19 protein-coding genes and 2 pseudogenes are annotated in these 21,683 nt (G+C 70.6%); 5 read left to right on the top strand and 16 right to left on the bottom strand.

The features are described from left to right. Positions 1 to 53 precede the first annotated feature (53 nt). Positions 54 to 1,532 carry an MFS transporter gene (locus OG828_RS03255; protein WP_328504791.1) on the top strand — a complete coding sequence of 493 codons (1,479 nt, stop codon included), beginning with the start codon at positions 54 to 56 and terminating at the stop codon, positions 1,530 to 1,532. Positions 1,533 to 1,589: 57 nt separating this feature from the next. Continuing rightward, a complete protein-coding gene (locus OG828_RS03250; RefSeq protein ID WP_328349957.1) occupies positions 1,590 to 2,042 on the top strand; it encodes a flavodoxin family protein in 453 nt (150 codons plus the stop codon). A gap of 37 nt (positions 2,043 to 2,079) precedes the next feature. Here OG828_RS03250 and OG828_RS03245 read toward each other — a convergent pair whose 3' ends face one another. From OG828_RS03245 to OG828_RS03220, 6 genes are all read right to left on the bottom strand, one after another. After that, positions 2,080 to 2,829 (bottom strand): carbonic anhydrase, encoded by a 750-nt coding sequence (locus tag OG828_RS03245; RefSeq protein WP_328500030.1) that lies wholly within the window; start codon positions 2,827 to 2,829, stop codon positions 2,080 to 2,082. 188 nt (positions 2,830 to 3,017) lie between these two features. Further along, positions 3,018 to 3,383 carry a peptidase M23 gene (locus OG828_RS03240; RefSeq protein WP_328349953.1) on the bottom strand — a complete coding sequence of 122 codons (366 nt, stop codon included), beginning with the start codon at positions 3,381 to 3,383 and terminating at the stop codon, positions 3,018 to 3,020. Positions 3,384 to 3,436: 53 nt separating this feature from the next. After that, positions 3,437 to 3,823 carry a hypothetical protein gene (locus OG828_RS03235; RefSeq protein WP_328500029.1) on the bottom strand — a complete coding sequence of 129 codons (387 nt, stop codon included), beginning with the start codon at positions 3,821 to 3,823 and terminating at the stop codon, positions 3,437 to 3,439. Between the two features lie 25 nt (positions 3,824 to 3,848). Next, entirely contained in the window at positions 3,849 to 4,205 is a 357-nt protein-coding gene (locus tag OG828_RS03230; RefSeq protein WP_210570294.1) for an SH3 domain-containing protein, read from the bottom strand. Between the two features lie 111 nt (positions 4,206 to 4,316). Next, positions 4,317 to 4,769 (bottom strand): hypothetical protein, encoded by a 453-nt coding sequence (locus tag OG828_RS03225; RefSeq protein WP_328500028.1) that lies wholly within the window; start codon positions 4,767 to 4,769, stop codon positions 4,317 to 4,319. A gap of 192 nt (positions 4,770 to 4,961) precedes the next feature. After that, the gene (locus OG828_RS03220; RefSeq protein WP_328349944.1) at positions 4,962 to 6,113 is read right to left on the bottom strand and encodes a S1 family peptidase; all 1,152 of its coding nucleotides are present in this window, start codon (positions 6,111 to 6,113) and stop codon (positions 4,962 to 4,964) included. Positions 6,114 to 6,360: 247 nt separating this feature from the next. On the opposite strand from OG828_RS03220, the gene OG828_RS03215 reads away from it, so the two are divergent. Continuing rightward, the gene (locus OG828_RS03215) at positions 6,361 to 6,999 is read left to right on the top strand and encodes an SAM-dependent methyltransferase (protein ID WP_328500027.1); all 639 of its coding nucleotides are present in this window, start codon (positions 6,361 to 6,363) and stop codon (positions 6,997 to 6,999) included. A gap of 20 nt (positions 7,000 to 7,019) precedes the next feature. On the opposite strand, the gene OG828_RS03210 is transcribed toward OG828_RS03215, so the two are convergent. The 3 genes from OG828_RS03210 to mgrA all read right to left on the bottom strand — a co-directional run bounded on the left by OG828_RS03210 (position 7,020) and on the right by mgrA (position 9,783). Beyond that, positions 7,020 to 7,700: a class I SAM-dependent methyltransferase gene (locus OG828_RS03210; protein ID WP_328500026.1), complete on the bottom strand. Its 681-nt coding sequence runs from the start codon at positions 7,698 to 7,700 to the stop codon at positions 7,020 to 7,022. A 50-nt stretch (positions 7,701 to 7,750) separates the two neighbouring features. Continuing rightward, positions 7,751 to 8,626, bottom strand: a complete 876-nt coding sequence (locus tag OG828_RS03205; RefSeq protein WP_328500025.1) for an oxidoreductase — start codon at positions 8,624 to 8,626, stop codon at positions 7,751 to 7,753. A 113-nt stretch (positions 8,627 to 8,739) separates the two neighbouring features. After that, the gene (gene mgrA, locus OG828_RS03200) at positions 8,740 to 9,783 is read right to left on the bottom strand and encodes an L-glyceraldehyde 3-phosphate reductase (protein ID WP_328504790.1); all 1,044 of its coding nucleotides are present in this window, start codon (positions 9,781 to 9,783) and stop codon (positions 8,740 to 8,742) included. Positions 9,784 to 10,094: 311 nt separating this feature from the next. Between mgrA and OG828_RS03195 the strand changes: the two genes are divergently transcribed. Further along, on the top strand, positions 10,095 to 12,077 hold the full coding sequence (locus OG828_RS03195; protein ID WP_328504789.1) for a DUF1996 domain-containing protein: 1,983 nt from the start codon (positions 10,095 to 10,097) through the stop codon (positions 12,075 to 12,077). A 97-nt stretch (positions 12,078 to 12,174) separates the two neighbouring features. Here OG828_RS03195 and OG828_RS03190 read toward each other — a convergent pair whose 3' ends face one another. Together OG828_RS03190 and OG828_RS03185 are read right to left on the bottom strand one after the other, a co-directional pair. After that, entirely contained in the window at positions 12,175 to 13,101 is a 927-nt protein-coding gene (locus tag OG828_RS03190) for a GNAT family N-acetyltransferase (RefSeq protein WP_328349936.1), read from the bottom strand. Positions 13,102 to 13,316: 215 nt separating this feature from the next. Further along, positions 13,317 to 14,191, bottom strand: a pseudogene (locus OG828_RS03185) (alpha/beta fold hydrolase). A gap of 142 nt (positions 14,192 to 14,333) precedes the next feature. Between OG828_RS03185 and OG828_RS03180 the strand changes: the two are divergent. Then, positions 14,334 to 16,254: pseudogene (locus OG828_RS03180) on the top strand (AfsR/SARP family transcriptional regulator). A gap of 18 nt (positions 16,255 to 16,272) precedes the next feature. Here OG828_RS03180 and OG828_RS03175 read toward each other — a convergent pair. Genes OG828_RS03175 through OG828_RS03155 form a run of 5 tightly spaced genes read right to left on the bottom strand, consistent with a single transcriptional unit; the run spans position 16,273 to position 21,572 of the window. Then, on the bottom strand, positions 16,273 to 17,484 hold the full coding sequence (locus OG828_RS03175; protein WP_328349934.1) for an MFS transporter: 1,212 nt from the start codon (positions 17,482 to 17,484) through the stop codon (positions 16,273 to 16,275). Further along, entirely contained in the window at positions 17,469 to 18,023 is a 555-nt protein-coding gene (locus OG828_RS03170) for a GNAT family N-acetyltransferase (RefSeq protein WP_328349932.1), read from the bottom strand. The genes OG828_RS03175 and OG828_RS03170 overlap by 16 nt, the downstream gene beginning before the upstream one ends. Next, positions 18,014 to 19,198 carry a type III PLP-dependent enzyme gene (locus OG828_RS03165; protein ID WP_328500024.1) on the bottom strand — a complete coding sequence of 395 codons (1,185 nt, stop codon included), beginning with the start codon at positions 19,196 to 19,198 and terminating at the stop codon, positions 18,014 to 18,016. The genes OG828_RS03170 and OG828_RS03165 overlap by 10 nt, the downstream gene beginning before the upstream one ends. Further along, entirely contained in the window at positions 19,195 to 20,544 is a 1,350-nt protein-coding gene (locus OG828_RS03160) for a DUF6271 family protein (RefSeq protein ID WP_328500023.1), read from the bottom strand. The genes OG828_RS03165 and OG828_RS03160 overlap by 4 nt, the downstream gene beginning before the upstream one ends. Further along, complete coding sequence (locus tag OG828_RS03155) at positions 20,541 to 21,572, bottom strand: phytanoyl-CoA dioxygenase family protein (RefSeq protein WP_328349928.1); 1,032 nt, start codon at positions 21,570 to 21,572, stop codon at positions 20,541 to 20,543. The genes OG828_RS03160 and OG828_RS03155 overlap by 4 nt, the downstream gene beginning before the upstream one ends. Positions 21,573 to 21,683 lie beyond the last annotated feature (111 nt).

Below are 21,683 nucleotides of genomic sequence, written 5' to 3'. Positions count from 1 at the left end.
ACGCACGGACCACCACTCATCAGGAGAAAGAGGGCGGTGGCCGGGGCAGCGCGATGGCGCTTCTGGTCATCGCCTCATGCCAGTTGATGGTGGTCCTCGACATCACCATCGTGAACATCGCCCTGCCGGAGATCCAGCGGGACCTCGACTTCTCCACGACGAGCCTGTCCTGGGTGGTCAACGCCTACACGCTGACCTTCGGCGGACTGCTGCTGCTCGGCGGGCGGGCCGGCGACATCCTCGGCAGACGGCGCGTGTTCATCTTCGGCGTGCTGCTCTTCGTCCTCGCCTCGCTGCTGGGCGGACTGTCGCAGAACGCCGGCCAACTCCTCGCCGCCCGCGCCCTCCAGGGCGTCGGTGGCGCCATCGCGTCCCCGACCTCGCTCGCCCTGATCAGCACGACGTTCCGCGAAGGCCCCGCACGCAACCGGGCGTTCGGTGTCTTCGCCGCGGTCTCCGCGGGCGGCGGCGCGATCGGGCTGCTGGCCGGCGGGATGTTGGTGGAGTGGCTCAACTGGCGCTGGGTGCTGTTCGTCAACGTGCCGATCGGGCTGCTCATCGTGCTCGCCACCCCGCGCTGGATCCGGGAGTCCGAGCGTCACCCCGGCCACTTCGACGTGACCGGCGCGCTCACCTCGACCGTCGGCATGGTGCTGCTGGTGTACGGGTTCATCCGGGCCGCCCAGGACGGCTGGCGGGACCCGCTCACCCTGGCCTCGTTCGGCGCGGCCGTCGTGATCCTGCTCCTGTTCATCCTCGTCGAACGCCGCTCCAAGCAGCCCATCACGCCCCTGCACATGTTCGCCGACCGCAACCGGGCCGGCACCTACGGGATGATGCTGAGCCTCGCCGCCGCGATCTTCGGCATGTTCTTCTTCCTGACCCTCTTCGTGCAGAACGTGCTGGACTTCAGCCCGCTCATGACCGGCCTGGCCTTCCTGCCGGTGAGCGCGGTCATCGCCGTCGGCGCGGGCCTCGCCTCCCAACTCCTGCCGAAATACGGGCCCAAGCCGTTCATGGTGACGGGCGCGATCCTGGCCGCAGCGGGCCTGGGCTGGCTGACGCTCACCGACGTCCACTCCACGTACGCGGGCAGCATCCTGGGCCCGATCCTCGTCTTCAGCCTCGGCATGGGCATGGAGTTCGTGTCCCTGACCCTGATGGCCCTGTCCAACGTGCCCGTCCACGAGACCGGCGCCGCCTCCGGCCTCCTCAACGCCACCCAGCAGGTCGGCGGGTCCCTCGGACTGTCCATCCTGGTCACGATGTTCGGCACGGCCAGCAACAACGAGGCGGAGAAACAGATCCCGGCCTTCCTGTCCCAGGCGACCCCCGCTGAACGGCTGCGCTTCGAACGCACCGGCCAGCTGCCCTCCCCCTGGGCCGACGAGGTCCTCGCCTCCGGTGTCTCCGCCGCCTTCATCGTGGCCGCGATCTTCACCGGTATCGCCGCGGTGATCGCCCTGCTGGTCATCCAGGTTCGCCCCTCCGATCTGGAACGCCTCAAGGGCGGGGTGGGCCCGGTCCCCTGAGGCATCGCGCGCGGCGCGGCTTGCGGCCGACGGAACCGGCACGGCAGGGTTCGCACTGTGGCCACTTTGCTGATCGTGCATCACACACCGTCGCCGAACTGCCAGGCGCTGTTCGAAGCCGTCGTCTCCGGTGCGACGGCGCCGGAGATCGAAGACGTCCGGGTCGTACGGCGGGCGGCGCTGTCCGCGACGGTGTCCGACGTGCTCGCCGCGGACGGATACCTGCTCGGCACTCCCGCGAACCTCGGCTATATGTCCGGCGCGCTGAAGCATTTCTTCGACCAGGTGTACTACCCGTGCCTGGACGAGACCCGTGGCAGGCCGTTCGGCTATTACGTGCACGGCGGCAGCGATGTCACCGGAGCGGTTCGCGGCATCGAGTCGGTCACGACGGGTCTGGGCTGGCGGCGTGCGGTGGAGACGGTGACCGTGACCGGCACGCCGGACAAGGCCGACATCGACGCGTGCTGGGAACTCGGCGCGACCCTCGCCGCGGGACTGATGAACTGAGAGAGGAGGGGCGCGGGCCACGCGCCCCTCCGGACCGTCAGACGATGCTGTGGACGCGCTGCGTGTTCAGTTCGTAACGGGCGCCCACGATGGCCAGTTGGCCGCCGGCGACCTTGGCCGCGAGGTCGGGCTCCGCGGCGAGCCGCGAGCGTACGAGCCGTACGTTGGCGTCGATCGTGGCGTCGACGCGGGCGTCGCCCGCCACGCCGCGGTCGATGGCCGGCTTGATCTGGTCGGCCAGGTACTGGATATGGGCCGGCAACCGCTCGCCGGACTCGTCCGACTCGACAGCGGCCTTCACGGCACCGCACGACTGGTGGCCGAGCACCATGACGAGCGGGATGTCGAGTTCGAGCACGCCGTAAGCGACGCTGCCGAGGACCGCCTCGTCCAGCACCTCACCGCCCGAACGCACGGTCATCAGATCGCCGAGGCCTTGGTCGAAGACCAGCTCCGGGGGCACTCGGGAGTCGATGCAGCCGAGTATGAGAGCGAAGGGATGCTGACCCGACGTCAACTCCGTCCGTACCGCGCTCGTCTCGTCCGGGTGCTGTTCACGGAAGGTGCGCCAGCGCCGGTTTCCGGCGGCGAGCTCGCGCAGGGCTGCTGCGGGGGTGGTGGGACGGGGCCGCGTGGCGGTGGCCGCAGGGGCCGCGGACGCGGTGGAGATGCCGGTGGACGCGGCACCGAGGACCGCGGCTCCGGTCAGCCCGGCGCGCAGGAGTGTGCGTCGGGCGGGCGTCGTGGCGGTCGGCTTGAGGCCGACTGCTCTGTGGGGAGTGTTCACGTCGCTGAACGTATGTGCGGATCGGAGGTCGAACCCTCGGCTTGCCGAATCATGGCCGGCCGTGACGCAATCATGGGCAAGATCGGACCCGTGTTTGGTGCTAGTGAGGGCTGCTCTTGGCAGAACCGCGGGGCGAGCCGGTCGCCCGGCTCGCCCCGCATGCCGTAGGACCCGATGATCGGCCTGCGTCAGCAGTCCGGGACGCCCTCGATCTTCTCGCCGCCCTGCAGGTACAGGTTGCTGACCCAGGCGATGTCGCTGCCGGCGAACTCCTGGACCGCGGTCCACCAGCTGTTCGTGCCGACGCCGGGGTCGGTCACGGTCTGGCCCTGCTTCTGGCACACGGCGTCCAGCCAGTGCTGCGAGCGGACCGCGAGCACGTTGGACGAGGTGTTCGTGTCCTCGCGGAGCTGGACGTCGGTCGCCCAGATGTAGACGTCGGTGAGGGCCGGGTCACCGTCGGCCGGGGCGGCCTGGGCCGTGGCGGCGAGGGCGCCGGTGGTGAGCGTGGCCACGGCGAGCGCGGTGGCGGTGCGGCGGATGAGCTTGTTCATGTGAGTCTCCCCCGGAGGTGGTGGTGGGTGTGGTGACGGGTTTGGGGCTGCGGTCAGCCGCCGGCCCAGACGCATTCCGTGGGCACCCCGTCGATCCAGTTGGTGGCGTTGTCGATGTAGTAGCTGGGCATCACCCCGTACTTGGTCCAGCCGGGCACCTCGACGACCACCCAGTACGGGTTCCCGCCGATCGTCTGACCCGGGAACTGGCAGCGCACGAAGACCTCGATCGGTGCGCTCACCTGCCCCAGTACGGACGGGCAGTTGGTCGTGGACGGGTGGTCCCAGCAGGCGTCGGGATAGACCTCGCGAATGTTGACGTCGGTCGCCCAGACGCCGTACATGCCGGGTCCGTGTCCGTCGGCTGCGGCCGTCGGGGCCGTGGCACCGATGAGGGCGAGGGCCCCGGCGGTGGCGAGCAGTCCGATTCTCCTGCGCATGGCGTACGCCTCCTTCTCGGGCGGGTCAGCAGGTCGCGGAGGCGGGCAGGTCGCCGTACTCGTTGCCCTTGAGGTAGACGGCGCTCACATAGCCCTCCACGAGCTGCACCCAGACGTCGTTGGTGACGCCGTGGTCGCTGACGGTCTCGCCGCGCGTCCAGCAGTAGGCGCCGCGCGGCTGGTCTGCCGCGACGCTGCCGACCTTGGCGGTCGAACTGGCCGGTCCCTGGCGCACGTTGACGTTCTCGTACGGGACGACGGCGTACGGCGCCGCCAGGACACGGGCGTCGGACGCGGAGGCAGCGGTGGCGGTGAGCGGGCCGAGCAGGGCGAGTGCTCCGGCGCCGACGAGTGCGGCCCTGGTGAAGGTGCGGGTGGTCATGGTGCGTGTTCCCCCTGTGCTGAGGTGGTGCTGTTCTGTGCTGAGGTGGTGCTCTTCGGCGAGGTGGTGCTCTTCAGCGCGGTGCGTACGCGCACGTGCCGTACGGATGGCTCAGTGCCAGCCCGTCTCGGCCAGGACATGGCCGTCGCAGGTGAGCAGGGCGTGCGAGACCCGGCCGTCGAGGTTGTTGCCGATCTTCGTGTAGGCGTAGTCGATGCCCGCGTCGACGGTCTCGGAGACCCAGCCGTCGGGGCGCGCGGCTCCGGAGTTCGCACGCTCCAGCACGGCGGCGCAGTTGTCCCGGGAGTTCTCGATCCGGGCGAAGGAGCCGCAGCTGTCGGAGTAGAAGTACTTCAGGGCCATGCCCTCGGCGTACTGGGTGGCGCCGACCTGGCGGAACGTGCCCGAGCAGCCGGAGACGGTGGGGTACTGGCCCTCGTGGGCGAAGGCCCCGTAGTTGCCCCCGGAGTGCGGGGCGGCCTGAGCGGTGAACGGCGTGGTCAGTGCCAGCGCTGCGGCGGCACCTCCGGAGATGAGCAGGGTCCTGAGCGAACGGCGGCGCATGAGACCTCTTTCGTGGTCGCGGTGTTCATGGCGTTACGGCGGGACGGTGACCTGCTGCGTGGTCAGCGCCCTTGTTCGCGACCTTAGGGTCCGTCAGCGCCTCTGCGGCACCTGACAATTGTCAGGACGCAGAAGGCTCCGCCGGGCAGCCCGGCGGAGCCTTGTGTCGTCGTGTGGATCAGGTCGTACGGATCAGGCGGTGTGCAGGGTCAGCCCGTAGCGGCCCAGGATCTCGTTCACGGGCTGGAACCAGGTCTCCCCGCCGCTGGAGCAGTTGCCCCAGCCGCCGGAGGTGACGCCCTGTGCCTGGTCCCCGCTGATGAAGGAGCCGCCGGAGTCGCCGGGCTGGGCGCAGACGCTGGTCTTGGTCATCTGGTGCACCGCGCCCTGGCTGTAGTTGACGGTCTCGTTCATGGCCAGCACCCGGCCGCAGTGCCAGTGCGTGGTCGAGCCGGAGCGGCAGATGGAGCTGCCGACGGGCGCCACGGCCGAGCCGCGCACCAACTGGTCCGGGACCGTGCCCCAGCCGAGGACCACCGGCACGGTCCACCAGCCGCTGCCGACGTTGACCCAGGCGTAGTCGTCGCCCGGGAACGAGGAGCCCTGGAAGTTCCCGATGTACGAGCCGTCCCAGCCGCGCACCCCGGCCCCGGCGCCACCGCAGTGCCCGGCGGTGACGAAGCCGCCGTGGACGGAGAAGCCGATGGAGCAGCGGACGTTGCCGGTGTAGTAGGGGTCGCCGCCGACGGTGCCGGCCGCGAAGGTCTCCGGCGCGTCCGCGACGGTCCGCACCGTCACCGGTCCGGTCTTGCGGGCCTGCGAGAGGAACCGCTGGACATCGTTGTCGGCGCGCTCGTCGTCGACCACGTTCACCACGACGGTGTTCGCGGCCGGATCGACGTGCCAACTGCTCACGCCCGAGGGCGCGGAGAGCCGGTCGATACGTGCCTTCGCCGCGTCGAGCTGTCGCGCACTGTGCTCTACGGTGCGGACGGCGGCGCCGGCCGCCTCGACGGCCCGTACGGTCGTGGGGGAGGCGTCCGGGGTGACGGCGACGGTCAGCCGTCCGCTCTCGGCGTCGAACCATGAACCGCCGTACGCGGCTCCGGCGGCCCGGCGTGCCGAGGGTGCCAGCTCCGTGGCGGTCCGCTCGGCCTTCAGCCGCGCTTCGGCCTGGTCCTTCGACAGTCCGAGATCCCGCTGCATCGCCTGCAGCAGGCCGGTGGAGAGGGATGGTGTGTCGGGGGAGTCGCTCGCGGCGGCCGGCAGTGTTCCGGCGACGGCCAAGCTGCCCAGCATCAGGAGGGCGGCCAGGCCGGCGCGCATGAGTCTGGTGCGTCTCATGGATGTTGCCCTTCGTCGTTCCAACGAGGTGGGGGTGGAACAACCGCAAACTGAGAGCGCTCTCACCGGGGTTGAGCCGAGCTTAGCCACGCACTCCTATCAGGTCCATGCCAATGCCGTTGATCGTTTCGCCGGGATGCGCCACGACGCCGCCCCCGAGTTGCGGAACCGGCAAAGAAGCTTTGCGGAGGATGCCGTATCGGCGCAGGCTGCACTTCTGGATCGCTCACCACCTCAGGGAGACACCATGACCGACATCCCCGTCACGGAGCCCGCCGCGTTCTGGGAGGCCCGCTACCGCGACAGCACCCGAGTCTGGAGCGGGCGCCCGAACGACCTGCTCGTCCGTGAGGCGGCCGGCCTCCGCCCGGGCACCGCCCTCGACCTGGGGTGCGGTGAGGGCGCCGACGCGGTGTGGCTGGCGTCGCGCGGCTGGCACGTCACCGGCGTCGACATCTCCGCCACCGCCCTCGAACGCGCCGCCGAGCACGCCGTCGAGGCCGGTGTCGGCGACCGGGTCGCCTGGGAACGCCACGAACTGGGCGAGACTTTCCCGCAGGGACGCTTCGACCTGGTGAGCGCGCACTATCTGCAGTCCCCGGTCGGAATCGACCAGGAGAAGGTGCTGCGGCGGGCCGCCGAAGCGGTCGACGCCGACGGCACCCTGCTCCTCGTGCTGCATGCCGCCTGGCCGTCGTGGCAGACCGAAGCGCCCTTCGACGTGCAGTTCCCCACGCTCGACGGAGTGCTCGCCCAACTCGCCCTGTCCGAAGGGAGTTGGACCGTCGAGACCATGGAGACGGTCCGCCGGCCGAGCGTCTCGCCCGACGGCATCGAGGGCCACCGGGAGGACAACGTGTGGCGCATCCGGCGTACCGGCCCCTGACCGGATCGGCCCGCACCGGATCAGCCTGCCGAGGGCTCCCGCTCGCAGTGCACGAACAGATGCGGCTCGGGCGGGGCATCGGGGAGCGCGGGCGTGAACATCACGCTCTCCTCGGACAGCACCGCCAGGCCCGCGGCGGTGAGCAGGGCGGTGAAGTCCTCGGCGGAGAAGCTGGTCGCGCGCACGGACTGCCCCATGAAAACGGTCTCGAAGTCCTCGACGTCGACCGGCACCGTGGCGAGCGCCATCTGCCCGGCGGGCTTGAGCGCACGCGCCAGACGCCGTACGAGGTCGGACTGCTCCCGGCGGGACATCTGCAACAGCGAGAAGTACACGCAGACCGCGTCGAACGCGCCCTCGTGGAGGGGGACTTCGCGGATGTCGGCGCAGCGGAAGGCGGCGTCGGGCACCTGCCGGGCGGCGAGGTCCACCATGACGGGGGAGACGTCGAACCCGAGGACGTCATGTCCCGCCGCGGCGAGCGTCTCGGCGGTGGGCCGCCCCGTGCCGCTGCCCACGTCCAGCACCCGGCTGCCGGGGGCGAGCCGGCCGAGCAGCCGTTCCAGCGAGGCCCGATGCGCCTCGGACTGCGCGAAGGCCTTCTCGTACGTCGCCCCCAACGCGTCGAACACCACTGCGGCCGGCGGACGTTGGTCCTCTGCGGTCACTTTGCCCCCTTCGCTGCGCGCGTGCCCGGGCATCGTCGCAACAGGGCCGGACGGCGCACAACCCGCAGTAGGCGCACACGGTTTCAGCGGGGCTCGATGAAGTAGCGGACGCCGGTGAGGAGTTCGGACCGCTCCCACAAGCGGGCGGCGAGCGTGCCGTCGCGTGACGTACGGCTCGAACCGACCGTCGTCGGATGCCCGTGCCGCTGCAGGAACCCGTCCGGCCCGATGCAGGTGCCGCCCACGATCCCGGGAGCCGCCGCCGCGTACAGGATCGGCAGCGCGCCCATCGCGGGGCTCTGCGCGGGCCCGCCGGCGAGAATCTTTCCCTGGAACGACGTGTCGCGGCGCTGCCCCTCGGTGGCGGCGATGCCGGGGTGGGCGGCCACCGAGATGGTTCGTCGGCCCGCCGCGGTGAGTCGGCGCTGGAGTTCGTGGGCGAACAGCACGTTGGCGAGCTTGGACTGCGCGTAGGCCAGCCACCGCTGGTAGCGGCGGCGTTCCCAGTTCAGGTCGTCGCTGATCCGGCCGAGCACGTGCAGGCCGCTGTACACGGTGACGACACGGTCGCGTACGCGGTTGATCAGCAGGCCGGTGAGAGCGTACGGCCCCAAGTGGTTGGTGCCGATGTGCCGCTCGAAACCGTCCGCCGTGGTGCCCTGCGGCACCGCCATGACGCCCGCGTTGTTGATCAGCACGTCGACCTCGCCGTCGAGACCGTCGGCGAACGTCCGCACCGACGACAGATCGGCCAGATCGAGGCGGCGCACCTCGGCGTCCCCGCCGATCGGCTCCGCCACCGCGCGCGCCCGGTCCGGGTCGCGGCACGCCATGATCACGTGAGCGCCGGCCCCGGCCAGTGCCCGGGTGACCTCCGCGCCGAGCCCGCTGTTCGCCCCGGTGACGACCACCGTGCGCCCGCGCTGGTCGGGTACGTCCGCCGCCGCCCACTTGGTCATGTGGCCTCACTCCCGCCATGCCCCGGCAGGACGATTCTCGCGGCTCGCGGCATCGGGAGCCAGCCGTCGTCGCCGGCCCGCAGGTGCGGGCGCGCGAGCGCCCCCGCGCCGGTTCAGCGGAGCTTGCCGAGGCGGGCGTCCTGCCACAGGTCGACGCCGCCGTCGCCGGCGTACTTGTCGATCTCGGCCAGTTCCTCGGCGCTGAAGTCGGGGTTCTCCAGTGCGGCGACGTTCTGCTCCAGCTGCTCGGTCCGCGAGGCGCCGATGACGAGGGAGGTGACGCGTGCGTCGCGCAGCGCCCACGCGAGGGCCATCTGGGCCAGGGTCTGCCCCCGTCGGGCGGCGATGTCGTTCAGCGCCCGCAGCCTGTGCAGCATCTCCTCGGACAGCCACGTGGTGTCGAACGACGTGCCCTGCGCGGCCCGCGAGTCGTCGGGAACGCCGTTCAAGTAGCGCCCGGTCAGCAGCCCCTGGGCGAGCGCCGTGAACCCGATGACCCCGAAGCCCTCCTCCTGTGCGGCGTCGAGCAGCCCGTCGGTCTCGATCCAGCGGTTGAGCATGCTGTACGACGGCTGATGGATGAGCAGCGGCGTGCCCAGCTCCCGGAGGATGGCGGCCGCCTGCCGGGTGCGCTCGGTGTCGTACGAGGAGATACCGACGTAGAGGGCCTTGCCCTGGCGCACCGCGGTGTCCAGCGCGCCCATCGTCTCCTCGAGCGGGGTGGTCGCGTCGAGTCGGTGGGAGTAGAAGATGTCCACGTACTCCAGCCCCGTCCGGCGCAGCGACTGGTCCAGCGAGGCGAGGACGTACTTGCGGGAGCCGCCGCCCTGGCCGTAGGGCCCCGGCCACATGTCCCAGCCGGCCTTGGTGGAGATCACCAGCTCGTCCCGGTACGGGGCGAGGTCCCGCCGCATCAGCCGACCGAAGTTGATCTCCGCGGCCCCGTACGGCGGGCCGTAGTTGTTGGCGAGGTCGTGGTGCGTGATGCCGAGGTCGAAGGCCCGCAGCGCGATCTCGCGCTGGGTGTCGAAGGGGCGGTCGTCGCCGAAGTTGTGCCAGTAGCCCAGGGACAGCACGGGCAGGTCGAGTCCCGAGCGTCCGGTGCGCCGGTAGCGCATGGTGCCGTTGTAGCGCTCGGGATTCGCGACGTGGTTCATCGGGTGGTCTCCGGGTGGTGCGGTGCGGGGTGCCCCGCCGGAATCGCGGGACATGTCCACCCTGCTCCTGCGTGATCGAGAAGTCCAACAGCTCGCCGTCATGCCATTCAGCGGTCGCGTTTCTGAATCGAACAATCTGAGAAATTTCCAAGAATCTGTGAGGGGTTTGAACACGCGAGGGCTGAGTTCCGTATGGGGCGTGGGGATTCCATGCCGAGCAGATCCACACGCGTAGGAGTACTTCCTTGACTCGCACCTCGCGCAGACGTCCAACGGGCAAGCGGCGCGCGACCTTTGCTGCGGTCGCGCTGATGCTGGGCGGAGGTGGACTGATAGCCGCGAACGTCTACGCGTCGGCGACCGAGGACGGCGCCACGCAGAGCGGGACCGATCAGGTCCTCGCCTCCGGAGCCGCCACGATCGACTGCCCGGACGTGGGCAGCCGGCTGACGACGGTGCCGGACACCGCACGGCCGGACGTCGACCGTGAACTCGCCGTGCTCGACCAGCAGATCACCGACGCCTACCAGCGTCTGAGGGAGGCCCAGGCCGCGCAGCAGGACGGCGGCTCCGTCGACGGCGGGATCATGAACCCGCTGAAGGAAGACCGGACCGCCACGATCGAGAGCATCGCCCAGGCCATCGACGGCGCCGGCGACCGCCCCGAAGGCCTCGACGCGCTCGCGGCCTGCGAACTGCGCGCCCCCGAGGCCCCGGTCGAGAACGGGGACCAGAACGGCCAGGACCAGGCGGAAGGCGACGCGGGCCAGGAGGCGGGCGAGGGCCAGGATCAGGAGCAGCAGGACGGCCAGGACGGGGGCGAGCAGCCGGCCGGCAACGGTCCCGTGGCCGCCGACTACGCGGACATCACCGCCGTCCAGCCCAACGCGCCGAGCCCGGCGAACGCCTCCCGCGGCACCTTCACCACCAGCTGCGGCGTCAACGAGAACGGCCTGTTCAACTCGGACAACGTGATCGTGGCCCCCGGCGTCTCCAACGGCGCCCACCACTTCCACGACTACATCGGCAACCAGGCCAACGACGCCTTCGCGAGCGACGACGACCTGGCCGCCGCCGACACCAGCTGCGAGGACGCGGGCGACAAGTCCACGTACTACTGGCCCGTGGTGCGCCTGCAGAACGGCGTCCAGGAACAGGACGCGAACTCTCCCGGCGGCGGCATCGAGGGCAACACCGGTGAGATCGTCACGCCCAAGCAGGTCACGCTGAACTTCGTGGGCAGCCCGCAGGGCGACGTCACGGCCATGCCGCGGTTCCTGCGCATCATCACCGGCGACGCCAAGGCGTTCGTCAACGGCACCGCCAACGCCAACGCCTCATGGAGCTGCACCGGCTTCGAGGACCGGCAGCTCAAGGACAAGTACCCGCTCTGCCCGCAGGGCAGCGACGTCGTGCGCACCTTCAAGTTCCAGAGTTGCTGGGACGGCTCGAACATCGACAGCGCCAACCACCGCACGCACGTGGCCTTCGCCGCGGCCGACGGCAGCTGCCCGTCCGGCTTCAAGGCCATCCCGCAACTGGTGCAGCGCATCGTCTACGACATCGACGCACCGAGCCTCGACGACGGTGGCCGTACGACGCCGCTGTTCGCGGTGGACGCCTTCCCCGAGCAGCTGCACAAGCCGGTCACGGACCACGGCGACTTCATCAACGTCTTCGACGAGGACCTGATGACGGAGATGGTGGACTGCATCAACAGCGGCCGCCAGTGCGGTGCGGGAACCGGTGACGGTGGGGGCGACGAGCCCGAGCAGCCGACTCCTCCCGCGGACGAGCCTGAGCAGTCGGCGCCGCCCGCCGACGAACCCGAGCAGTCGGCCCCGCCCGCGGGCGAGCCGGAGAAGCCGTCGCCGAGCGCGGACGACCCGTCCGGCGGCGACAACGGCGAGGCCACCCCCGGCGACCCGGGCAACGGGCAGCAGGACGAGGAGCCTCCGGCCGACACGCCGGCCACCGAGCCGGAGAACGGCGCCGCGAACCCTCCGGCCGAGGCCGACGAGCCCAAGGTCTACGCCACGCCGTCCCCGGAGCAGTCCGACGCCGCCGCCCCCGCACAGGGCGGCGCAGGACAGGACCAGGAGATCGGGGAGGCCGCGACCGAGCAGCCGGTGGCCAACGACGTCGGGTCCGACCAGCAGGCAGCGGGACAGACCGAACCGCAGACCGTCGACGGCTCACTCGCCGAAACCGGCGCGAAGCTGTGGCCGGCCGCGGCCGGGGCGGTGCTCCTGATCGCCGGTCTGCTGCTGTTGCGGCGACGCGGCTCGGCATGACACCGACCGCTCCCGCGGGCACCTGAACGGCGGCCGGACCTGCGAGGCGGGTCCGGCCGCCGTCGTTCCCGCACCGGGGGCCTCGCACCCCGGCCGGTCACGTCACGACCGCCTCCCACGTGTCGACGGCGTAGTGGACGGTCATGCCGTGGCGGGCGTACAGCCCGGGAGCCCCGGTGGCGTTGTCGGTGTCCACGCCGAGTCCCACGGTGTCCCGTCCCCGTGCGGCGAAAGCGGCGAACGCGTGCCGCAGCAACAGGCCGCCCAGGCCCCGGGCGCGGGCTTCGCCCAGGACGCCGATGCTCCGGATCCACCCCATGGCCGCGCGGTCGTCACGGGCGATCAGGAACCCGACGTCGCCCAGGTCCTCGGTGCTCACGATCCACACCAGTGACCAGTCGAGGCTCTCGGCGTCGATGTCATGCAGCCACTGCCGGTAGGTACGCGACTGGAAGTCGAAGTGCTCGGCGAACGTGCCCTGGTACAGGGCGTGCACCCGCACCCGGTCCGCCTCGTCGGCGCACGCCCGCAGACGCACCCCCGGCGGCAGCTGCGGCGCACCGTCTCGGGCGGGATCCAGAGGCCGGTGCAGCACGTGATAGCGCCGTACGACGGACCAGCCCCGTGCCCGGATCAGTTCCGTGTCCAGCGTGGGCGAGGTGTTCAGGTGCAGATGCACGACGGCCCTCACCACGCCGTTCTCGCCGGCCTTGCGCAGGGCCCTGGCCTCCATCGCCTCCAGCATGCGCAGCCCGGCCCGCTGGTGGTCGGGGAGCACGTAGTGGTCGATGTCGATGCGCTCACCACCCGACTCGTCCCACAACAGGCCGTAGGCCACCGGCCGGTCCCCGTCGAAGGCCAGCCAGGAGTCCTGCTCCAGGTCGGTTTCCGGGTGCTTCAGGTCGGCCTGCACGGTGTGCAGGTCGGTCTCCGGCCGACCGATCTCGATCCGGTCGATCTCGTTGAGCAGGTCGGTGATGACGGCCGCGTCGGTCAGCGCGGCGGGGCGCAGGGTGTAGGCCATGGGGTCAGGGTCCGGGGGAGGGGGAACCGGCCGCAACGCATTAACGGCCCACGGCCGGCTGACCGGCACCCGACTGCTCGAACGCCTCGGCCAGACCCGCACGTTGCTCTACGGCGCCACCGCCGCGCTCGGCTGCTCCTCGGGCCTCCGGCCATCGACTTCCTCACCCGCAGTGCGGCAGCGCGCTGACGCGTCGGCTCAGCGGGCCAAGAGCATCAGTGAGCCAGGAGCGCTCGAATCGCCTTGGTGACCTCGGCGGGGGCTTCTTCGGCCATGAAGTGTCCGCAGGTGACGGTGGTGTGGCTCAGATCCGGGGCCCAGGCGTTCCACAGGGCCGATGCGTCGAAGCCGAGAGCGGCGCCCCAGTCCTGCTGGAGCAAGGCGACCGGCATGGTCAGGCGGTTCCCTGCGTCCCGGTCGGCCCGGTCGTGGGCGAGGTCGATGCCGGCGGAGACACGGTAGTCGGCCACGATCGCGGGCACGGCGGTTCGGCAGGCGTCCAGATAGGCGGCCCGGACGTCGGCGGGGATCGTCTGCGGGTCGCCGGTCCAGCTGTCGAGGAAGTGACCGAAGAAGAGGTCGGGGACGGCGCCGATCAGTTGCTCGGGCAGTCCCGGAGGCTGGGCCATGAGGTAGAGGTGGAAGCCGACGGCGGCGGCGACCCCATGCATCACCTCCCACATGTCCACCGTGGGAAGCACATCGAGGCATGCCAGGTATGTGATCGTCTCGTGTGGTCGAGCCCGGCGCGGAACGCGACCAGGGCGCCGCGGTCGTGCCCGACGAGTGCGAAGCGCTCATGCCTCAGGGCCTGCGCCAGGGCGACGACGTCCGCGGCCATGGTGCGCTTCCCGTAGACCGTGTCGTCGGTCTCGGCGGGTTTGTCACTGTCGCCATAGCCGCGCAGGTCGGGGCAGATCACGGTGTGGTCGGCCACGAGGTCAGCCACATGCCGCCACATCAGGTGGGTCTGCGGGAAACCGTGCAGCAGGACGACCGGGGTGCCCGAACCGGCGACGGCGGCGTTCAGGGACACGCCCTCGGCGCCGGGAACGCGTCGGCGGTCGAACCCGGGGATGGCAGGCGTCATGATGCGGCCTGTCGTATGCGCAAGAGAAGTCGTGTCTCGTCATGCGCGACGTGGTGTCTCAGAGCCTGCCGGGCGTGAATGAGTAGCCGATGAGCGCGCTACCGTGACCAGGGCAGATGCATCCGGAAAGGGTGGTCGAGAGGTGGAGGTCGCACTCGGAGTGCTGGGGCCGGTGGCGGCCTGGGACCGTGCCGGAGATGCGATCGCCTTGAAGGGGCCGCGGCATCGAGCGGTGCTGGCCAGGTTGATCGTCGCTCGTTGCCGCATCGTCCCCGTCAGCCGCCTGGTCGAGGACCTGTGGGAGGACCCACCCGCCGACGCGCCCGCCCCGTGCGCCGGCCGGGCTGCTGGTCACCGAGGGGCCCGGGTACGCGCTGCGCGCAGCGCCGGGCACGGTGGACGCCTGGCGGTTCGAGCAGGCGGTGGCCGCGGCCACGACCGAGTCGCCCCGGCATGCGCCGGCCACGTTGGAAGAGGCTCTGGGATGGTGGCGCGGCCCCGCCTACGCCGACTTCGCCGAGGAGAGCTGGGCCCGTGCGGACGGCTCCCGCCTGGGCGAGCTGCGGCTGCACATCGTGGAGCGCGCGGCCGAGGCACGGCTGGCCCTGGGACGTGCCGCCGAGACGGTACCCGACCTGGACGCGCACGTCGCTGATCACCCGTCGCGCGAGGAGGCCTGGCGGCTGCTGGCCCTCGCGCTGTACCGCACCGGCCGCCAGAGCGACGCCCTCGCGGTGCTGCGCCGGGCACGCACGCTCCTCAGAGAGCAGCTGGGACTGGATCCGGGTCCCGGGCTGCGCCGTCTTGAGGCGGACATCCTCGAACACGCACCGCACCTCGATCGCGCCCCCGCATGGGCGGTCCGGCGCAGGTGTGGGCCGAGGCGACCGCGGCGTACGACCGCTCCGTCACCAGCGGCACCCGGGCGCGACTCGACTCGACCGTGGGCCTGCTGCGCAACTTCGCAGTGACCGGAGGCGACGGGCTGCTGGCCGCCCGTCGGCACCGCGTCGCGGCCATCACGGCGGCGGAGGAGCTGGGCGATCCGGAAGTGACCGCCCGGGTGATCGGTGCGTACGACGTGCCGGCCATCTGGACCCGTGTCGACGACCCGGAGCAGGCCGCCGGCGTGGTGGCGGCGGCCGAGCGCACCCTCGCCGCCTTTCTTCCGGGCGCGCACCCTGCGGCGCGGGCCCGCCTGCTGGCCACGATCGCCCTGGAGTCCCGCGGCACCCACTCACCCCGTGGCCACGAGGCCGCCCGAGAGGCCGAGGAGATCGCCCGCAGCCTGGACGACCCCACGCTGCTGGCGTTCGCCCTCAACGCCGTGTTCATGCAGAGCTTCCAGCGCGCCGGGCTTGCCCCGCTCCGCGACTCGATCGGTGCCGAACAGGTGGCCCTGTCGGCACGGAACGGTCTGGCCACCTGGGAGGTGCTCGGACACCTCATCCGGCTCCAGGCCCGCGGCGCGCTCGGCGACTCCCCCGGGGCGGACCGTCACGCGGCCGATGCGGACCAACTGGCCGAGCGTCATGAGCTGCCGCTGGTAGGCGTGTTCACCCGTTGGTACCGGGCCCTGCGGCTCGCCGCGACCGGCGGGAGGCCTGCGGCCGAGGCGGCGGCGGCCTACCAGGAAGCCGCCGCACTGCTGGAGGGATGCGGCATGCCCGGGCTGGAGCGCGGGCTGCTGCCGCTCGCCCTGCTGTGCGTCCGCGTACGGCACGCGCAGCCCGCGCAAGCCGACGAAGACACCGACTGGGGACCGTACGAACCATGGGTCCGCCCACTGGTGCTGCTGGCCCGCGACCGCGGCGACTGGGTCGCGGCAGCCCTGCAGCGGCTTCCGGCCCCCGCGCGACCTGCTGTTCGAGGCCCTGTGGTGCCTGGTCGCACGAGCGGCCGTCGCCGTCGGCGACCGTGCCACGATGGAGCGCGCCCACACCGAACTCACCCCCGCGGCGGCGGAGTTGGCCGGTGCGGGCAGCGGTCTGCTCACCCTGGGCCCGGTCGCCCGGCACCTCGACGACCTGGCCACGGCCACGGCCCTCGGGCACCCTCGATGAACCGCATAGTTCAAGCGCTCACGCGGCGCCGTGCTCGGCAGTCAGAGCCGAGGATTCTCCCGCTGAGTTCCCGGAGTCCCAGCGAATCCGGGTGGCACACACCGAGACGATGACGGCCGAAGCGGCCACGACACCCATGCCCCACGCCAGGCTGCTCACGCCGGCCACCAACCCGATCAGCGCGGGACCGGCCAGCAGCCCGGTGGTGCCCAGGGCTGCGACCAGCGACAGTGCCTGCGGGCCTTCTGCCGCCGCGGCGACGTAGAGGCACGGAGCCACGGCCGCAACGCCCAGGCCCACACACGCGAACCCGATGAGCGCGGGCACCACGCCTCCGGTGAGCAGTGCGAGGGCCAGTCCCGTTCCCGCCACCGCGCTGCCGACGCGGACGACGCGGGCGTCGCCCCAGCGGCTGCGCCAGCCGTCGCCCAGGAGGCGCGCGACGACCATCATGACCGAGATGACGGCGATGCCCAACGGAGCGACCTGGGCCGATGCGCCGGTCACGTCCTTGAGGTAGAGCGCCGACCAGTCGTTCATGGAGCCCTCGACCACCTCGGCGAACGCCATGGCGCAGCCGAGCCAGAGCATCACCCGCGACGGCCTGGTGAAGGTACGGCGCTTCTTGGCGGTCTTCTCCTCGGCGGGCTGCTCGTCCTTCGCCGCGTCGGCCAGCAGCCGGGGCCTGGCGCAGACGAGGAGCACCAGGAGGACCACGGACGCGGCGGCGAAGTGCGGCGCGATCTTCGAGGTCACGGCGTTCATGCCGGACGACAGCAGAGCGGCGAGGAACGCCCCGGCGCTGAAGGTGGCGTGCAGCTGGGTCATGGCGGTACGCCCGTACGTCGACTCCAGGGTCGCGCCCTGGGCGTTCATGGCCACGTTGAGACAGCCGACGGCCACGCCGTCGGCGCAGATGATCAGCAGGGCCACCGGGTAGTTGGGAGCCGCGGAGAGCCCGAGGAGGATCGCCACCAGACCCAGCCCGGAGAGCAGGGCGAGCAGCCGCGTGCCCAGGCGTTTCATCAGGAAGGTCACCAGGGGGAAGGAGGCTGCCGCCCCTGCTCCGCAGGCCACCAGGAGCAGACCCACCTCCCCCGCGTTCAGGTCGAGACGGGTCTTGAGGGCGGGCAGCCGGGACGCCCAGGTGGCGTACTGGAACCCGAGAAAACAGAACAGCGCCGCGATCGCCAGCTGCGTACGTCTGAAGTCGTCTAGGACGCGAGGCATGGGAACCGGACCACCTCCTTCGAAGGGCTGGCACCGCTTCCGCGCAGCGCCATGGACATGTACACGGCATCGTCGCCGTAGCTCTCCGGAAGCCGGACCGCCGACAGGGCCCGGAACCCACGCGACGCCCAGAAGGCCGCCATTCCGTCTACGGCGATGAGGGAGATGCGTTCGTACGACGGCTGCGCCGCCCCCGTGAGGCGGCGCAGGAGGCTGCTTCCCCATCCCCTGCCGCGCTGCTCCGGTGCGACGACCACGTCGTGCAGATGGAGGTTGCGCGAGTGGTGCGCGGGCTCTTCCGTCTGGGCCAGGCCCGGGTACTGGAACATCGGATACGGCAGGGCGAGCAGATAGCCCGCGATGCGTCCCTCGATGTCCACCACGAAGCAGGTGTGCGGCGAGGCGTGCCCCTTGGACTCCAGCGCCGCCTGCCCTTCGGAGAGCGAACTGCCGGCGTACGCGGTGGTTTCCAGGGCGGCTATCTCCGGCCAGTCGGTGTCGCGGACGTGGCGGATCCCGGTGTCGAGGCCTACTGGCACTGGTCACGCTCTCCCGCGGTCAAGGTGTAAGGAAGCGGCCCGAAGCCGTTGAAGCCCTGGGTCATATAGCTGGTGGCGTAGGCGCCCGCGGACAGGATCCAGACCGGATCGCCCGATACGAGCGCCCTGGGCACCCGCTGGTACGCGGCCCCGTAGGCGTCGTCGCTGTCGCATGTGGGACCGGCGACGACGGCGGACACGTACTCCCCGCCTGTGTGACCGGGAAAGACGAGCCGATGGCAGAGTTCGTCCATCTCGTAGAGGCCGTTGAACTTGCCGCAGCTCAGGTACAGCCAGTGGACGCGTTCGCCGTCGGGCTGCCGTCGCTCCGTGAGCCGGTAGACGTGCGCCCGGATGGCGCCGTGGTCGGCCACCAGATGGCGGCCCGGCTCCATGACGAAGTCGAGGGGAGCGGCGTTGAGGTCCCGCAGCTCTTCCATGCCCTCACGGAGGACGGTGAACATCTTGTCCAGCGGAGGCTCCAGCCTCCTGCCGTGCCGGTCGCGGTAACCGAGCGCGGGCAGACCACCGCCGAGGTTGACGTGATCCAGCACGATGCCCTGCTCACGCAGCGCCAGCATTGTGTCGGCCAGCACGTCGACGGCCCGTTGCCAGGCTTCGCACGTCATCTGCTGGGAGCCGACGTGCACGGACAGCCCCGCCGGGGTGAGACCTGCGGCGCGGGCCGCCGTCAGCACGCGCACGGCGTCGTCCTGTGAGCAGCCGAACTTCCGGCTCAGGCCCCAGAGGGCTCCGTCCCCGCTGGTGGCGAGGCGGCAGTACACACGGGCTCCGGGTGCGTGCGTGGCAATCGCCGCCACGTCCTGCATGCTGTCCGTGGCGAAGGTCCGCACGCCGAGCCGGTGGGCTTCCGCGATGCTCTCGTCGGACTTGATGGTGTTGCCGTAGTGGATACGGTCCGTCGGCACGCCCAGGCGCAGTGCCTGTGCGACCTCGGCCGGACTCGCCGCGTCGAAGCCGGCGCCCCGGTCCGCGAGGCAGGTCAGTACCTCGTCGACGGGACACGCCTTCATCGCGAACCGGATGGTGACATCCGGCAGTTCACGCATCAGGTGGTCGTACTGGCCCGCGATCCCCGTGAGGTCGAAGACGATGCAGTCCGACGACGCGGCGGCCAGTGCGCCGGCCAGCCGCGTGTCCAGGTCCGTGCTCACCCGTCAGCACTCCCGAGGCCGACCGCGGTTCTGAGGCCGGTGTCCCGTGCGGCGCGCACCAGCGCGGGCCAGGCGTCGATCAGCAGGGCGAAGTCCTCCATGTCCGACTGGGCCTCGTCCAGCAGCTGTTCGCGCCGCGCATCCATCAGCTCGGCGAACTCCGCATAGCGGCCGCCCAGTTTGCGGTAGGACGTGCTGACACGGTCCAGCCGCCAGACGTTGTCGGTACGGTCGAGACCCGTGCTCTCCCCGAGGAAGCCGGAGATGGTGTCGCCACGAACGTGCTCGTGGTCGTCCACCAGTGCGGCGCCGGCCGAACCCATCCTGTCGTAGACGAAGTTGAGGTAGAGCATGGACAGGAGGAACTTCACGAACCGCATCTGGTACGCCCTGAATCCGGCGTCGGTGCGGCGGTAGGGCGTGTAGAAGTTCTCGATGTGGCGGTTGTGGAGCACGCCGGGCAGGGCGGCGTCGTGGACAAGGTGGATGAGGAAGTAGTCGCTGCCGATGGTGTCGGTGGCCGGCGGCAGCGGCACCCGCTCGTACACCTCGTGGTGGAAGCCGATGTTGCTCATGTCCACCCGCATCGGGTCGACCAGGGTCAGCGTCGCGTGGTCGCCGGTGAAGGGTTCCGTTCCGGCGCCCTTGAAGGACTCGTCGACCAGCTGCCGCTTCTCCTCGTCCGACCAGTCGACGGGCCCCCACAGGCTGACGACGTCGTGGTAGACGCCCGCGTCGAGCCGCTCGATCTCGGCGATGTCCACGGACGGTTCACCGATGAAGGACGATCCGACCATGGACACGGGACGGTGGGCGTGGGCCGGCTCGAGGACGGTCTCCGACACGGCGGCCGATGCCTCGGAGGCGGGCTTGCCGAGCGAGGCGAGCTCGTGGTGGATCGGGAAGACCTTTTCGCCGTCGAAGACTTGGTACGTGCAGTCGGAGTCCCTGCGGTGCACGGACCGGCAGCCGAGCGCACTGGCGATCAGGAAGGCGCGATTGGTGCAGGCCCCGTAGGAGAGGTCGGCCGGCAGCATGAGTTCGAGCATCCGCTCCTGCTCGGCGAGGCCGGAGTGCCGGATCGCGTGCCGCAGGAAGTCGCGCTGCCGTGCCTCGTCGAGGTGGTGGACGGTCACGTTCGGCGTGACGGGCAGCTCGGCGACGACACGGGCGTGCTCGGACCGCGTGGCCTCGTCGCTGGAGTCGAGGATCAGCAGATCCACCTCGACTGGGAAGGTGCGGGCCGCGTACGCCGCCTCCTCGCTGATCTCGGCGATGGCGGGGGAACAGGCCCTGTTGGTGGGGAGGGTCAGGCAGATCCGGTCGGTGCTGGTCTCTCGGTTCACTTCGTGCTCTCTTGTCCGCTCCAGGACTGAAGTCCCAGGAGTTTCCTGCCCAGGTCGTTGAGCGTGGCGGGGCCGTACCGCACAGATTCGTGCCGCTGCGCGTCGCCGAGCAGCGTCCCGTTCCAGTCCGGTGTGCTGAGCGTCCGCCACGACTCGACGCGGGAGGACCGCAGTTCCTCGTGCTCCTCGAGCGCCGGCATCATCGAGAGGTACTGCACGGCCCGGACACCGTTGTCGGAGAGGTTGGGCGCGACGCCGTGGGCCAGCAGACCGTTGAAGATCAGCAGGTCGCCTGCGCTCAGATCGGGACGGACCACCGGGAACTCCCCGCGGTCGACCGCGGGCCTGATCGGATCGCGGCCGGCCGGCTGGGCGATCCGCCACTCCTCGAACTGCCGGAACAGGTCGGGCGCGCACTGGAATCCGCCGAGTTCGGGTTCGGTGTCATTGAGGGCCACGATGCCCTGGATCCGCTGCGGCAGCACGCCGAGGGTGGTGTCGACGTCCCAGTGCAGCTCGATGTCGAAGCCCTCGTCGGTGGGTTCGATGAGGGAACGCGAACGGCTGCCCCGATTGGGCGGGTTGAGGTTCAGCCGGTCGAGCGTGACCCACAGCTCCTCGCAGTCCCACACATCGACGAAGGCGTCGTAGACCCGCTCGGTCTGCCGGTTGTCCCAGATGAGCTGGTGGTGGTACGCCTCGACAAAGCCGTAGACATGCAGGTCACGGTCCAGGTCCGAGCGGAACTCCCGCTCCTCGTACCAGGTTTCGGGCCGGTCCGGATCAAGGCCCTGGAACTCCCAGGCGAATTCGAGCAGGCTCTTCGCGGCGCCCGGCGAGATGGCGTCCCTGACGACCACGTAACCGTAGGTCTGCCAGAAGGCGAAGTCCTCCTCCGACAGCACGCGCAGCGGTCGTGACTTTTCGATGTCCCGCAGTTGCGTCTGCGCGAGGTAGGTCTCGCCGTCGGCACTGAAGTACGGGCGTTCCGATAAGGCCCTGTACAGGAAGGGGGCGGGTGTCGGCATGTGCAATCACTCCAAGGCTCGGGTGCTCAGTGGCCGAGTGAAACCTCAGAACGCCGGATTTGACCGAACTGAGGTTCCCTCAAACTGGACTGGACCAGTTGAGGGTGTCAA

The organism is Streptomyces sp. NBC_00457 (genome assembly GCF_036014015.1).
Taxonomy (GTDB): Bacteria; Actinomycetota; Actinomycetes; order Streptomycetales; family Streptomycetaceae; genus Streptomyces.
Note: the sequence above shows the minus strand (reverse complement) of the source record. Positions and strands in the feature narration are given on the sequence as shown.

Bases quoted from the DNA above. Each gene is read 5' to 3' on its own strand.
- OG828_RS03225 (WP_328500028.1), bottom strand. From the start codon at position 4,769: ATGCGCCGCCGTTCGCTCAGGACCCTGCTCATCTCCGGAGGTGCCGCC.
- OG828_RS03175 (WP_328349934.1), bottom strand. From the start codon at position 17,484: ATGCCTCGCGTCCTAGACGACTTCAGACGTACGCAGCTGGCGATCGCG.
- OG828_RS03210 (WP_328500026.1), bottom strand. From the start codon at position 7,700: ATGCCCGGGCACGCGCGCAGCGAAGGGGGCAAAGTGACCGCAGAGGAC.
- OG828_RS03190 (WP_328349936.1), bottom strand. From the start codon at position 13,101: ATGGCCTACACCCTGCGCCCCGCCGCGCTGACCGACGCGGCCGTCATC.
- OG828_RS03240 (WP_328349953.1), bottom strand. From the start codon at position 3,383: ATGAACAAGCTCATCCGCCGCACCGCCACCGCGCTCGCCGTGGCCACG.
- OG828_RS03255 (WP_328504791.1), top strand. From the start codon at position 54: ATGGCGCTTCTGGTCATCGCCTCATGCCAGTTGATGGTGGTCCTCGAC.
- OG828_RS03230 (WP_210570294.1), bottom strand. From the start codon at position 4,205: ATGACCACCCGCACCTTCACCAGGGCCGCACTCGTCGGCGCCGGAGCA.
- OG828_RS03235 (WP_328500029.1), bottom strand. From the start codon at position 3,823: ATGCGCAGGAGAATCGGACTGCTCGCCACCGCCGGGGCCCTCGCCCTC.
- mgrA (WP_328504790.1), bottom strand. From the start codon at position 9,783: ATGAACCACGTCGCGAATCCCGAGCGCTACAACGGCACCATGCGCTAC.
- OG828_RS03205 (WP_328500025.1), bottom strand. From the start codon at position 8,626: ATGACCAAGTGGGCGGCGGCGGACGTACCCGACCAGCGCGGGCGCACG.
- OG828_RS03220 (WP_328349944.1), bottom strand. From the start codon at position 6,113: ATGAGACGCACCAGACTCATGCGCGCCGGCCTGGCCGCCCTCCTGATG.
- OG828_RS03195 (WP_328504789.1), top strand. From the start codon at position 10,095: ATGCTGGGCGGAGGTGGACTGATAGCCGCGAACGTCTACGCGTCGGCG.
- OG828_RS03155 (WP_328349928.1), bottom strand. From the start codon at position 21,572: ATGCCGACACCCGCCCCCTTCCTGTACAGGGCCTTATCGGAACGCCCG.
- OG828_RS03215 (WP_328500027.1), top strand. From the start codon at position 6,361: ATGACCGACATCCCCGTCACGGAGCCCGCCGCGTTCTGGGAGGCCCGC.